Origin of the sequence: Halobacteriovorax sp. ZH5_bin.2 (assembly GCF_043196375.1) — a bacterium.
In the GTDB taxonomy this organism is placed as follows: Bacteria; Bdellovibrionota; Bacteriovoracia; order Bacteriovoracales; family Bacteriovoracaceae; genus Halobacteriovorax_A.
In genome coordinates, this window is record NZ_JBEBMJ010000001.1 from 708,639 (window position 1) to 721,402 (window position 12,764).

Below are 12,764 nucleotides of genomic sequence, written 5' to 3' on the forward strand. Positions count from 1 at the left end.
GGCTCTTATCTTATTGATTTTCAAAAGAAAGCTACAATATAGATTATTGATCATCTTGCTAACTTTATAAGTAGTACGTTGGCCAGGAGGAAGCATGATCTTATTAAAATTTGCAATTCTCTATTTTGCACTAATATATTCATCAATTGGTTTTGCCCAAGATTCACAACTTGATAGCTTACTTCGCTGTAGTGAAGTTGCACAAGTTCGTTGTCTTGAGGTTCAAGAGTATGGGCAAGACTTTGTGGGACCTATTCAAGAGGAGACTGTTATCCAGGCCAAAGTAAGCGAGGTCGTTTCACCTAGTATAAGGGAGCTCATTTGCTGCGAGGATGATGAGAAGCTTAGAAAGTCCATCGTTGGTCATATCTTTGATCAGATGAAGCCTGATGATATGATTGTGGCCCTAATAGCCCACAAGAGTGTGGATGAAGTTCGTGGCCCTTCTAGTGTGGATATGGTCTATAACGACGATCGCTTTGTTGGCCCCAAACTACCAAGTAAGAAGTAAATATTTAACTATCAATTAATTCAGATACTTAAGGCCCTCGAGAAAGGGCCTTTGTCATTTCTATGTCAATTAACAAATCTTTAATTGCTTTATTTCCATTGTGGTTTTATTATCAATTATACCCTATGGGGGTATAAGGTTTAATGAGAAGAGAGGTTAATGTGAAAAAAGTTAAATTTGTTGTAAGTGGGATTAAGTGTGGAGGATGTGTCGGTAATGTCGAAAACCAACTTAAGGATCTTTCAGGAGTGACAAATATAAATGTTGATATCGAAAACCAAGAAGTTCTTGTAACAGGTGAGCAAGATTTTTCAAATATGCAAATCAAATCAATGCTTGGAGAAATAGGATTTCCTGTTTCAAGTATGAAGAAGCTTGAGGCTTAGGAGACTGAGTGGAAGCACAAAATAGTGTAAACTTAAAAATTTCAGGTATGAGCTGTGCTAGTTGTGCAGCTTCTATTGAAAGTGAAGTTTCAAAAATTGATGGTGTTAAACTCTCGAGTGTAAATTACGCAATCGAAAGCGGACACTTTGAATATGAAAATAAAGATGTCTTAACAGATATCGAGAAAAAAATTGTAGAACTAGGCTATACCATTCAGACTGATGAAGAGGCCCAAGAAGAAACGGCATCAGCGGCCAAATCGATCGAAAAAGACAACTTTCATAAATTTGTTATTGGAATAACTCTGGCCGTAGTGGTTTTCTTATTTGAAATGGGTCCCTTTAAAGGTTGGCCAACAAAGAAGGCCAATTGGTATATCCAACTCGCACTAACGACTCCTATTTGGGCATGGATTGGTCTGAAGTTTCAAAGATCACTTCTTCAATTCTTAAGGAGTGGCCGCTCAAATATGAATACTCTTATTGGACTAGGGACGTCAGCAGCTTTTCTTTATAGTGTTTTTATTACTCTTTTTACAGAGCTAAGCCGTGAATTAGGGCTGACGACTAGAGTATACTTTGAGGCGGTGGGATTCATTACTTCATTTGTTTTCCTAGGTCAGTACTTTGAAGAAAGGGCCAAGAAGAAAACAAAAGAGGCCCTTAATGATCTTTTTAAGTTATCGGCAAAGAAGGCAACAATTCAAAGAGGTGACTCTTTTATCGAAGTCGCTATTAGTGAAGTGGTCGTTGGCGATACGATAAGAGTTCGCCCAGGTGAGAAATTTGCAGTTGATGGTAAAATTATTAAAGGTAGTAGTGCTATCGATGAATCAATGATCTCTGGTGAACCGCTACCTGTTAAGAAAGGTGAAGGGGAACAAGTCTTTGCTGGAACAATCAATGGGGATCACGTTATTGATTATAAAGCAACTAAAGTTGGTAGTGACACTTTCCTTTCTCAAATCATTAAATTCGTTGAAGAAGCACAGTCTTCTAAACCAAATATCCAAAAATATGCAGATAAAATAAGTGGAGTTTTTACTCCTGTTGTTATTGTCATTTCTATCATCACTTTTCTTGCGTGGTTCTTTTATGGAGCGGAGCCTAAGTGGGGGAATGCAATTTCAAGCTTTATTGCAGTATTAGTTATTGCTTGCCCATGTGCTCTCGGTCTTGCTACTCCGACGGCCGTCGTGGTCTCTACAGGTAGAGCTTCTTTAAAAGGTCTCCTTATCGGAGGTGGCGAAGTTATTGAGAAGGCCGTTGAAATCGATACGGTTATTTTTGATAAGACTGGAACAATTACTTTCGGTCGACCAAGTGTCATCGACGCTCTTTATAAAAAGAGTGAAGACTCAAGGCAAACTCTTGCACATCTTGCTTCAATTGAGCAATTCTCTGAGCACCCTCTTGCTAAGGCGGTTCTAAATTTTGCGAAAGAACAGGGGGTTCAGTTAAATGAGCCTGATAGTTTTGAAGTTATTAAGGGAAAGGGTATTATCGCTGAGATCGATGGTATTGAATATCATATTGGTAATGAATCAATTTTAGATGATTCAAGAATTAAAAGAGCTAGCGATTTAGAGTCAAAGAAAATTGGAAGCTTTATCTTTGTTGCTAGAAATAAAGAACACGTGGCAACTCTGATTGTAGGTGATGAAATTAAGCCAAGTGCAAAAGAGGCGATTGAACATTTTAAATCTCTTGGTATTGAAACTTGGATGATTACTGGTGATAACGATCTTGTTGCCAAGAGTGTAAGTGAAGAGATTGGAATTGATCACTATATCGCAAAGGCACTTCCTATTGCTAAGGCCAAGCAAGTTGAGAAATTACAAGCTCAAGGCCGTAAGGTTGCCATGATTGGTGATGGAATTAACGATGCCCCTGCTCTTGCAAAAGCAGACTTATCGATGGCCATGGGGACTGGAACAGACGTTGCAATTAGCGCTTCAGATGTGACGATTGTTAAAGGTGATATTGCTAAGGCAGTGGAATTCATTGAACTTGCAAAAGGGACAATGAAGATCATCAAGCAAAACCTCTTTTTATCAATGATTTATAACACTCTACTAATTCCTATTGCGGCCGGTGTCCTTGTTATTTTTGGCGGACCAACAATGCCACCTGTTCTGGCAAGTGTGGCCATGGGGTTAAGTAGTATTTCAGTTGTTTCAAATAGTTTAAGAATAAGGAAGTTAATATGAGTAAACACCCAGATCACAAAGCAACACTAACAAGAGTCAATCGCATTGAAGGACAAGTTCGTGGTATCAAAAATATGATCGAAGATGGAAAGTACTGTGTGGATATTCTCACTCAGATCAAATCGATTAGAAGTGCCCTTAAAGGTCTTGAGCATGTGATTCTAGAATCTCACTTAAATAGCTGTGTCATGAAAGCAATTAAGTCAGGTTCAGAAAAGGATTCTGAAGAGAAGATTAGTGAGATCATGGAACTTTTAAAGAAATCTGCAAAGTCATAGGGATTATTATGCTTAAAATCGCTTTCGTTACTTTTCTTTCGACATACTCAATGGCCTTTAGTTTTAAGCAGGCCGTAGGGGAATTAAGTAGACACAATAGTGTTGAAGCGATCAAGGGAAGTGCAAAATCTCTAGTTGAATCTTCAAAACAAAAAAACTCTTGGGGGGACCCAATGTTTAAGGTCGCTGCAAAGAATTTTCCTGTTGAAACCCTCGATTATAACCAGACGCCTATGACTGGGGTTGAGCTTGGTATTTCTCAAAAAATTGCTCTTTCTAATAAGTACGCAAAAGCAGCTGAAAGTATGAATGCTCAGGCCAGAGCAATGAATTTTTCTGCTCTTGATTATGAGCAGGCCCTTGTTAAGGCCTTATGGGGGAATATCATCGGAAATCGAAAAATCGAGCATGAACTAGAGATCTTACGAGAAAATCTTGCGTGGATTAATAATATTTTAAAAGTTAGTAAGAAACTTTACTCTAATGGAAGAATTACCCAACAGGCCTTATTAGATATTCAAATTAGAAAGTCAGAGATTGAAAGTGATTTAAGTAATAAAACTTTTGAACTCAAGCAGAATAAAGCACAACTCGTCTACTTACTTGGAGATCGTGCCGTAAGTTTTGATTACAAAACGACTCCTTGGTTTTTATTAGATAAGACTAAAGAAGCAGAGATAAAAGACAATCGTTTAAAGGCACTCGAAGAGGGGAAAATCGCAGGAGAGTTTGCTGTTGAACAAGCAAACCTTGCTTTTATTCCAGATATTACTGTTTCTTTGGGATATACATTTCGTTCTGATGAGATTGATAAGAATGGCGACTACATCGGTGCTCAAATCTCTTTCCCAATACCGATCTCAGATGACAAAAGAGGTAGTAAGGGAGCCGCTGTTGCCACACATTATGCGGCGACTAAGAAACTTGAGGACTACAAGTTAAAGAAGAGACGTGATCTGAATATTATTCAGGATGATATTAATAAACTAAAAGCTGAGCTAAATATCATTACGAAAAAATCAGTTAATTTCGCTAAAAACTCGAGATCAATTACTTCTAAGTCTTATGGGCGCGGAAATAGTTCTTATATAGAGCTTTTACAAAGTGAATTAAGGTTACAAACAATCTTATTAAAGAAAGTTATGCTTGAAGCGCAATTAGCGACTTCAAAAGTAGATTATAAATATACTCTTGGAGAGTCCCTCTATGAATAAGTTACTTAAAATAATTGCATTCTCAACACTACTTGGATTTGTTGCATGCTCACAGAAAGAAGATGTGAGTACGCATAGTGAATCCAAGGTCAAAACATATTATACATGTTCGATGCACCCTCAAATTAAAGAGGATGGTCCAGGTAAGTGTCCTATCTGCCATATGAACCTGACAAAAGTTGAAGTCGAGGATGATCATGATCATTCGACAATGGCCCAGGCCGAACCAGAAAAAGAGCTTTGGCGTTGTACTGATTTTCCAGATGTAACAAGTGAAAAAGAAGACGTTTGTCCAATGGATGGAACTCCAATGGTAAAAGTTAACATACGAAAAGAAAGTGCGGCCAAAGTTGTTGCCAGTGTGAAGCTTAGAAAGTCTCAGCTAAAACACTTTTCACCATCATACTTTCCTGTGACGACAATGAAGATGACAAAGAAGATTAGACTTCTTGGTCAGGTGCTTCAATCAGAAGAGAAGGAAAGTAATATCCCTGCTCGAATTGACGGCCGTGTGGAAAAAGTTTATGTGAAATCAACTGGAAGTTTTGTAAAAACTGGTGACCCTGTAGTTGATATTTACAGTCCAAAGCTAATCACAGCTGGGGAAGAATATATTCTTGCTCGTAAAACATATCTAAAAAATAGAGGGCGTGAGTTTAGAGACCTTTATAAACAAAGTCAGGAAAGGCTAGAGTTATGGGGGATTAAGAAAGAACAATATGAAGCATGGGCGAAGAAAGGTTCTGTGCCAAATAAGATTACTATCTATTCTCCTGCGACAGGGATTGTCCAAAAAAGAAGCGCTACTGTTGGAACATACTTTAAAGAAGGTCAAAACTTCTTTGAATTATCAAACTTAAGCGATGTCTGGGTCGAGCTTGATGTTTATGAACAAGATTCAGCTCTCGTTGAATTAGGTCAAAAGGTTGAGTTAGAGTTTATTGCTCTACCTGGAAAGACAACGACTGGCGAGATTGATTTTGTAAGTCCTGTCCTAGACCAACAGTCTCGTACATTAAAAGTTCGTGCAACAATTACGAATGAAGAAGGAAAGCTTAAACCAGGAATGGTTGCGAATGCTCAAATTACTTTTGAATTAGAGGGACTTCCTCTTGTTATTCCACGCTCTGCAGTTATTGATACAGGAAAGAGGAAGGTTGCTTGGGTGAAGAAAAGTGACAAAGAATTCAAATCAGTAATTATTAAAACAGGACATGAGTCCGAAGGCTATGTTGAAGTTAAGCAAGGTCTAAAAGAAGGGGATCAAGTTGTCATCGAAGGTAACTTCCTTCTTGATGCTCAAGCACAACTTTTTGGTGGATATGAGGATATGAATACATCTGATCCTCATCAAGGGCATACTAATGATTAAGAATATTATTGAATTATCCATCCGAAATCGTGTTACGGTAGTTCTTCTTTTTATTTTAGTAGCACTACTATCGGTATTTAGCTTATCGACTGCACGTATTGATGCAATCCCAGATATTGGTGAAAATCAGCAAATTGTCTTTACGAATTGGGCCGGACGCTCTCCTAAAGATATTGAAGAGCAAATTACTTATCCTCTAAGTGTACTGCTTCAGGGGATTCCTGGTGTAAAGAATATTCGCGGAACATCAGCATTTGGTTTTTCTACGATCTATGTAATTTTTAATGATGATGTCGACTTCTATTGGTCGAGATCTCGTGTCCTTGAGAAGCTAACAAGTGCGAAAAATGAACTTCCAGACGGTGTTAACCCAGCAATGGGGCCAGATGCCACAGGTCTGGGACAAGTTTATATGTACACGCTTGAAAACTCTGCTGATAACGACAAGCCTCTTTCTCTAGAAGAGCTAAGAACATTACAAGACTTCTATGTGCGCTACCTCCTACAAAGTGTAGAAGGAGTTAGTGAGGTTGCAAGTATTGGTGGGTTTGTTAAAGAGTATCAAATTGATGTTGATCCTAATAAATTGATTGCTTACGATGTTCATCTGACTGCCATTATAAATGCAATTCAAGACAGCAATATTGATGTTGGAGCAGAGGTCATTGAAGATGGTGATCGCGAGTTTATTGTTCGTGGAAAAGGCTTCTTTAAGTCTCTTGCTGATATCGAAAATGTTGTTGTTGCTGTTAAGAATAAAACTCCGATTCGCATTAAAGATATGGCCAGTGTTGGAACTGGCCCGGCATTTCGCCGTGGGGCCCTCGATAAAGATGGGACGGAGGCCGTTGGTGGTATCGTTACAATGCGTTTTGGTGAAAATCCAAAAGAAGTTATCGATAATGTAAAAGAGAAAATTGATATTGTTAGGGCCGGTCTTCCAAAGGGAGTCGAGTTTAAGTCTTTCTATGATCGTACAGAAGTCATTGAGAGAACAATTGGAACCGTTTACTCGGCACTTGCGCAAGAGATCTTTATCACTGTTATTGTGATTCTTCTTTTCTTATTACACTTTAAATCTTCAATTCTTGTTTCACTAACTCTTCCATTTGGAGTTGGAATAAGCTTTATTCTTATGAAGTTTATTGGGATTGACTCAAATGTAATGAGTCTATCAGGACTTGTTATTGCCATTGGTTCTATGGTTGATATGGGTATTATCATGACTGAGAATATCTATTCGAGTCTTGCTAATGAAGATCGAGATCTCTCAAAGTCAGAACGTGTGGATATCGTTATTAAGGCTGCACGTGAAGTCGGACCTGCTATTCTTACCGCTGTCGCGACAACGATTGTCACTTTCTTACCAGTCTTTGGTCTTGAGGGGAGTGAAGGGAAACTCTTTGGTCCACTTGCGTGGGCAAAGACTCTGGCCATGTTTGGATCAGTTGTCGTTGCGATCATTCTTGTTCCGGCCTTAAGTGTTTACTTCTTAAAAGGAAAGCTTAAGCCAATTGACAAGAACCCTGTAAGTTTAAAAATTGTAAATACTTATCAGCCAGTTCTTAGATGGATGCTTGATCACCGTAAGCTTTTTGCAATTTTTCCAACTGTTATTTTTATTCTTGGTGGTATTGCGTACTCTCAACTTGGTAAAGAGTTTATGCCTTCTTTAAATGAAGGTGAAATTCTCTATATGCCTGTCACGACTGCAGACGTAGGGATGACGAAAGCACGTGAGCTCTTAGCATATACTGATAAGGAGCTTGTAAAGCATCCTCTTGTTGCAAGTGCCATTGGAAAACTTGGACGAGCAGAGACTGCATTAGATCCTGCACCAGTTGCCATGTTTGAAACAGTCGTAAAGCTTGTTCCTCAAGATCAATGGCCAAGCGGAACATCTATCTATGACATTATGGCAGAGCTTGATGAGCAACTTCAAATCCCAGGGCTAGTTAATGCGTGGCTTTTCCCGATTGAAAATCGAATTGCCATGATTTCAACAGGGATTAAAACGCAAATTGGTGTAAAGATTTTCGGGGATAATCTAGAAAAACTAGAAAAAATTGGACAAGAGATTGGTCATGTACTTGAAGGCATTAAAGGAGCAAGTGGTGTTTATGCTCAGCAAATCACTGGTAAGCCTTATATTGAATTTGATATTGATCGTGTAGCAGCAAGTCGTTACGGTATAAATACTGGAACAATTAATAAAATACTTCAAACTGCCGTAGGTGGGATGACGATTGGTCAATTCTATGACGGAAGACAGCGTTTTCCAATTCGCGTTCGCTACAAGAAAGAGTTAAGAGATCGTGTTGATGAATTAAAAAAGGTTCTAGTTCCAAGTCCTCTTGGACAGCATATACCGCTAGAACAACTTGCTAAGATCGAAGTTGTAACAGGACCAGCAATGATACAGTCTGAGGACGGAATGTTGCGCTCTCTTGTTCTTTTAAATGTTCAAGATCGCGACTTAATCGGTTTTGTTGAGGAAGCTAAAAAGGCCGTCGAAGAGAAGGTTGAACTACCAAAAGGCTACTCACTAGTTTGGGCAGGACAATATGAAAATCAGGTTCGCTCAAATAATCGCTTAATGCTTCTTGTCCCACTGGCCTTAGTTATTAATCTAATCATTATTTACTTTGGTATTAAAAACCTAAGAAATGCAGCAATTGTCTTTAGTGCAGTTCCAATTGCTTTTGCTGGAGGTCTAATCCTTTTATGGATTGGTGGCTTTAATACTTCTGTTGCTGTGTGGGTTGGTTTCATTGCCTTATTTGGTATTGCTGTCGATGATGGAGTCGTCATGATGACCTATCTGCAAGAAGAGTTTAAGTCCATCAAACCTAATAATTGGCAGGAGCTTAAGGAAGTCATTGTTAATGCTGGATCAAGACGTATTAGACCTCTTGTTATGACAACCACGACGACTGTTGTCGCCCTTGTTCCAATTATGTGGTCAACAAGTACAGGAAGCGAAGTCATGAAACCGATGGCAATCCCAACGCTTGGTGGGATGCTCGTTGAGTTAATTACACTCTTTGTCGTGCCTATTACATATTCATATTTTGAACAAAGAAATCTTAAAGGAGAAACACATGAATAAATTTATTATTGTAAGTTTTATTGCTTTTAATTTATTTGCTGCCGGTCGTATTGAGATGGCCAAGGATACAAAGAAACAAGTCGTTAAGGTTCTTGAACTTAATGAGGATCTTCACTCAAGCTTTTTTAAATATGATGGAGCAAAAGTAGAGGAAGCTGCAAAGAAGCTATCTCGTGCAATTGACAAAATTAGCGATGAGAAAATTAAAAAGCTATTAACTTTCTCTAAGGTAAAGCTTTCTGAAATTCAGGCATCAAAATCAACTGCTGACAACAATCAAAATTATCACCTTGTTTCAATGGCCCTTATTCATATCATTAATACATATGATGTAGGGGAAAAGTACAATGCTTACTCATGTCCGATGGTTAAAAAGAAATGGGTACAAAACTCTTCGAAGCAGGATAAAGTTCATAATCCATATGCTTCAAATATGCCTCATTGTGGACAAAAAGATACAAAGTTTTAATTACTTTAAATAGTCTGTGATGGCCGCTCCAAAGATACTTGGAAATGCAATAATAACTGTGCGTTTAAAAGCAAGAATTGGGTCGGTCATGACAGGGAATTTATCAATAAGAAATAAGATAAAGACAACGCTAGAAGTTGTAATCAAGTAAATTGCAATAATCCTCTTAACAAACTCTGCGACATTTCCCTTTAACTTGAATCGATAGAAGTTGAAATAAACAAAGCACATCACAATTACAATTGAAGATACTAGTAAGTAGTAGATATTGTTAAATTTAAGAGAAACACTTAAATTCCATACTTCTTCAGTAAAACAAAGTGGTGAAGCGACAAGAAAGGCCCCTACAAATATTTGTGAAACATCACGTAGTCGAAGCTCAACCATAAGAGGGTTGATAACATGACCAATTGGCTTTCCAGTATCATCTAAGAAGGTAACAACCTCTTTTAGGTAGCCATTAATACGCTTGATCTCTGTATGTGTATTCTTTAAGCCTTTAAATATTTCCATATTAAAATTATAGAGAGTATTTAGAATTTAGGCAAAAAAAAAGGCCCGGATAACCGGGCCTAAGTATACTTTAATTTAATTAAAGAATATTGATATCTGCAGAGATTGCAAAATTTGTCTTGTCTGCATCAATATCATCAGCAAGGAATTGTACGTTTGGATAAACGTAGATATCTCTTGTTACAGAAATACCGACACCAACTGATTGGTATTCATATGCTCTTAAGAAGTTTGAATCTTCACCTCTAGACTTTTGGTAGTTAAAGTAACCAAATACAGTTCTAAATGAGAATGTATCGTTAAATCTATACTCAAGTTGTGGGTATAGGCCAATCTCTAGTTCTGTAAGTTGATCTTTTGGAAATACTGTTTCTGGATTATTTCCATAGAAGTAAGCACCAAAAGAAACAGAGGCACCGATTGTTAGGTTTGTGCCTTCAAAGTTTTTCATCATATTGTGTGAAATACTTACAACTTGACCTAGGTCAACATTCTTAAAGGACTCAGATGTCCCAAATGTGATACTGGCAGAAGTTGAAGTTTGAAAGTCACCAATTTTATAAATTCTTGAGTAACCAACGTATGGGTTATCAACATTACCTTCTGAGTGTCCCCATGGGTTTAGTACAGAAAAACCTGCACCAACTGTCATACTGTCATTTTTGTTGAAACGGTATCTACCTGCGAAGCTACCACCAAAAGATGTATTTCTTTCTGTTTCTGGATCACCATAAATATCTGGTCTTTCTTCACCAAAAATATCATCTAGTGTACCACCATTGTAACCTAGTGAAAGACTTAAGCTGTAGTCAGATTTTGAACCAGACTGTGCTCTTAGTCTTGCGTTTGTAATTTCACTGTCGATGTCTCCATCTTTTTTACTTTTTGCTTCTTCTTGAGCATGAGTTTGAACCGTCATAGCAGCTGCTAGAATTAGCATAAGTAACTTTGAACTTTTAACAATTGTTCTCATAATCACTCCATGTGTATGTTTTTTTATAGACTAATATTGTCTAAAGACTGATGTGAAAGATCAATTGATTTCTTAATAAAATCTTAATAAACAACAAGAAAGATTTTTGCATGGAGCGCCAATATAGCTTAAATCAACAAATAATCCTCAAATAACAATTAAGAGGCTTAATTAAACTTATCTCATCTTCACTTTAAAGTAGAGATGACTTCTCCGTAGAATTATCTATTAGGAGAAGTTATGTCTAAAATTTTTGATTGGGCCCAAAATGGTGATATTGGCGAGTTAAGTATTTTCTTATTAACAAATGAAGAATGTAATTTGGAGGTTACTAATGAAAAGGGATATACCCCTCTTCTTGAAGCTACCCAGAATGGTCATTTTGATTTTTGTCATACCTTATTGAGTGCCGGTGCCTGCGCTAAGGCAACAGATGGCCTTGGTAATAACGCTCTTATGCTTGCTTCTCTAAAAGGTAATTTAAGAATCGTTAAGTTACTCATTCAATATGGTGCAAAGCTCGGTGAATTAAATGATTCAGGGATGAGTGCTCACGACTGGGCCATGGCATTTAATCGTAAACAAGTTGTTTCTTTTATTGGTGAAAGACATAATTTTCAAAATAATCGAATTAAAAGCTATCTAGGCCTCGTGAAAAATGGAATGAAGTCAATTTCATGGCCTAATAGGAAATCTCTATGATGTCATAAAGACTCGATATTTTATTTCAATCCTATTTCTTGCGATGATGAATTATCAGATAATCAATCATCAAAGGAGATGGATATGAAAGTACACACATTATTTACGACACTAATTATTGGTGCAAGTATGATGAGTTTTTCAGCGTCAGCAGAGTCCCTTTGTGAACATAAGAATAATTCACAAGAGGTGAGCTCACATCAAAACCTAGAGAATGAAATGGTTCATTCTACTAATTCCCTCAAGTCAAAGTATAAGAAATCTGGCGAAACTCGCATCCTTAGTAAAATCGAAGGGCGCGATCCAATCCGCTAAATCTTATATAAGGCCCTATTTATGTCTCCAAATAGGGCCTATTTTCACCAAATTTCATGTACTTATTACAATATATGTCTCTATTAGCAATCAGTTGTTTAAATGTGTTGATAATAGTTTGACATGTCAAACTAGTTCGGATATTTATTCTTCATAAACATAAAGGAGAATAAACATGATGAAAAAATCACTTATAACTTTATTATCACTTCTATCAGTTTCAGCAATTGCAAATTCTGACCTAGTTCTTGAAGGGGAGAGATGGGTTGCAAAGCATAAAGGTTATGTATGTGCAGCATTTACTGACTACACGAATGCACCTGCTACTCACAACAACATGAATGTTAAATTTGAAAAGCTTTCTACTGATTACACACTTGATAATATTCTAATTAAGGCAACTTTTGAAAATGTTGATGGTGTTGAGTGTTCTTACTCTTCAATCCTATTTGCAGACAACGCAGCTTCAACAATCGAGCTTGTTGATTCAAGAGCTTTTTCAAAAGTAGATGCTTCAGCTGACTGTTCTGAAGGTAAAGCAGTTCTTGATGCTCAACTTGCAGACAATGACTACCTTTACTGGGGACACCCTCACCACGCAACGATCATGGTTCCAGCAACTGGTGCTGCTGATGTTTGTGGGGCCGAGGCAACACATATTGGAATCGATTTTATGGTTTATAAGAAACTATAAAAAATCCTTGATATTAAG

The 12,764-nt window shown here is 37.5% G+C and carries 13 protein-coding genes; 11 read left to right on the forward strand and 2 right to left on the reverse strand.

The annotated features are described in order from the left end of the window. Positions 1–94 precede the first annotated feature (94 nt). The 8 genes from ABMA76_RS03470 (at position 95) to ABMA76_RS03505 (ending at position 9,549) form a co-directional block, all read left to right on the forward strand. Entirely contained in the window at positions 95–511 is a 417-nt protein-coding gene (locus ABMA76_RS03470) for a hypothetical protein (protein WP_392909044.1), read from the forward strand. Positions 512–672: 161 nt separating this feature from the next. Then, on the forward strand, positions 673–897 hold the full coding sequence (locus tag ABMA76_RS03475; RefSeq protein ID WP_392909046.1) for a heavy-metal-associated domain-containing protein: 225 nt from the start codon (positions 673–675) through the stop codon (positions 895–897). Positions 898–905: 8 nt separating this feature from the next. Beyond that, positions 906–3,107, forward strand: a complete 2,202-nt coding sequence (locus ABMA76_RS03480) for a heavy metal translocating P-type ATPase (protein WP_392909048.1) — start codon at positions 906–908, stop codon at positions 3,105–3,107. Further along, the gene (locus ABMA76_RS03485) at positions 3,104–3,385 is read left to right on the forward strand and encodes a metal-sensitive transcriptional regulator (RefSeq protein ID WP_021267828.1); all 282 of its coding nucleotides are present in this window, start codon (positions 3,104–3,106) and stop codon (positions 3,383–3,385) included. Before ABMA76_RS03480 ends, ABMA76_RS03485 begins: the two co-directional genes overlap by 4 nt. Positions 3,386–3,393: 8 nt before the next feature. Continuing rightward, positions 3,394–4,599, forward strand: a complete 1,206-nt coding sequence (locus ABMA76_RS03490) for a TolC family protein (protein ID WP_392909050.1) — start codon at positions 3,394–3,396, stop codon at positions 4,597–4,599. After that, positions 4,592–5,971, forward strand: a complete 1,380-nt coding sequence (locus tag ABMA76_RS03495) for an efflux RND transporter periplasmic adaptor subunit (protein WP_393060957.1) — start codon at positions 4,592–4,594, stop codon at positions 5,969–5,971. The genes ABMA76_RS03490 and ABMA76_RS03495 overlap by 8 nt, the downstream gene beginning before the upstream one ends. Next, positions 5,964–9,080 (forward strand): efflux RND transporter permease subunit, encoded by a 3,117-nt coding sequence (locus tag ABMA76_RS03500; protein ID WP_392909054.1) that lies wholly within the window; start codon positions 5,964–5,966, stop codon positions 9,078–9,080. The genes ABMA76_RS03495 and ABMA76_RS03500 overlap by 8 nt, the downstream gene beginning before the upstream one ends. Further along, entirely contained in the window at positions 9,073–9,549 is a 477-nt protein-coding gene (locus tag ABMA76_RS03505) for a hypothetical protein (RefSeq protein ID WP_392909056.1), read from the forward strand. Before ABMA76_RS03500 ends, ABMA76_RS03505 begins: the two co-directional genes overlap by 8 nt. Here ABMA76_RS03505 and ABMA76_RS03510 read toward each other — a convergent pair whose 3' ends face one another. Together ABMA76_RS03510 and ABMA76_RS03515 are read right to left on the reverse strand one after the other, a co-directional pair. Then, entirely contained in the window at positions 9,550–10,062 is a 513-nt protein-coding gene (locus tag ABMA76_RS03510; RefSeq protein WP_392909058.1) for a DUF2391 family protein, read from the reverse strand. Between the two features lie 79 nt (positions 10,063–10,141). Beyond that, positions 10,142–11,035: a hypothetical protein gene (locus tag ABMA76_RS03515; protein ID WP_392909059.1), complete on the reverse strand. Its 894-nt coding sequence runs from the start codon at positions 11,033–11,035 to the stop codon at positions 10,142–10,144. A gap of 240 nt (positions 11,036–11,275) precedes the next feature. Between ABMA76_RS03515 and ABMA76_RS03520 the strand changes: the two genes are divergently transcribed. The 3 genes from ABMA76_RS03520 (at position 11,276) to ABMA76_RS03530 (ending at position 12,746) form a co-directional block, all read left to right on the forward strand. Continuing rightward, complete coding sequence (locus ABMA76_RS03520; RefSeq protein WP_393060959.1) at positions 11,276–11,737, forward strand: ankyrin repeat domain-containing protein; 462 nt, start codon at positions 11,276–11,278, stop codon at positions 11,735–11,737. 84 nt (positions 11,738–11,821) lie between these two features. Next, positions 11,822–12,052 (forward strand): hypothetical protein, encoded by a 231-nt coding sequence (locus tag ABMA76_RS03525; protein ID WP_392909063.1) that lies wholly within the window; start codon positions 11,822–11,824, stop codon positions 12,050–12,052. Between the two features lie 175 nt (positions 12,053–12,227). Beyond that, positions 12,228–12,746 carry a hypothetical protein gene (locus ABMA76_RS03530; protein ID WP_392909065.1) on the forward strand — a complete coding sequence of 173 codons (519 nt, stop codon included), beginning with the start codon at positions 12,228–12,230 and terminating at the stop codon, positions 12,744–12,746. Positions 12,747–12,764: the final 18 nt, after the last annotated feature.

Coding starts and splice junctions, on each gene's coding strand:
- ABMA76_RS03525 (WP_392909063.1), top strand. CDS start 11,822: ATGAAAGTACACACATTATTTACGACACTAATTATTGGTGCAAGTATG.
- ABMA76_RS03500 (WP_392909054.1), top strand. CDS start 5,964: ATGATTAAGAATATTATTGAATTATCCATCCGAAATCGTGTTACGGTA.
- ABMA76_RS03515 (WP_392909059.1), bottom strand. CDS start 11,035: ATGAGAACAATTGTTAAAAGTTCAAAGTTACTTATGCTAATTCTAGCA.
- ABMA76_RS03505 (WP_392909056.1), top strand. CDS start 9,073: ATGAATAAATTTATTATTGTAAGTTTTATTGCTTTTAATTTATTTGCT.
- ABMA76_RS03520 (WP_393060959.1), top strand. CDS start 11,276: ATGTCTAAAATTTTTGATTGGGCCCAAAATGGTGATATTGGCGAGTTA.
- ABMA76_RS03470 (WP_392909044.1), top strand. CDS start 95: ATGATCTTATTAAAATTTGCAATTCTCTATTTTGCACTAATATATTCA.
- ABMA76_RS03510 (WP_392909058.1), bottom strand. CDS start 10,062: ATGGAAATATTTAAAGGCTTAAAGAATACACATACAGAGATCAAGCGT.
- ABMA76_RS03495 (WP_393060957.1), top strand. CDS start 4,592: ATGAATAAGTTACTTAAAATAATTGCATTCTCAACACTACTTGGATTT.
- ABMA76_RS03490 (WP_392909050.1), top strand. CDS start 3,394: ATGCTTAAAATCGCTTTCGTTACTTTTCTTTCGACATACTCAATGGCC.
- ABMA76_RS03530 (WP_392909065.1), top strand. CDS start 12,228: ATGATGAAAAAATCACTTATAACTTTATTATCACTTCTATCAGTTTCA.
- ABMA76_RS03485 (WP_021267828.1), top strand. CDS start 3,104: ATGAGTAAACACCCAGATCACAAAGCAACACTAACAAGAGTCAATCGC.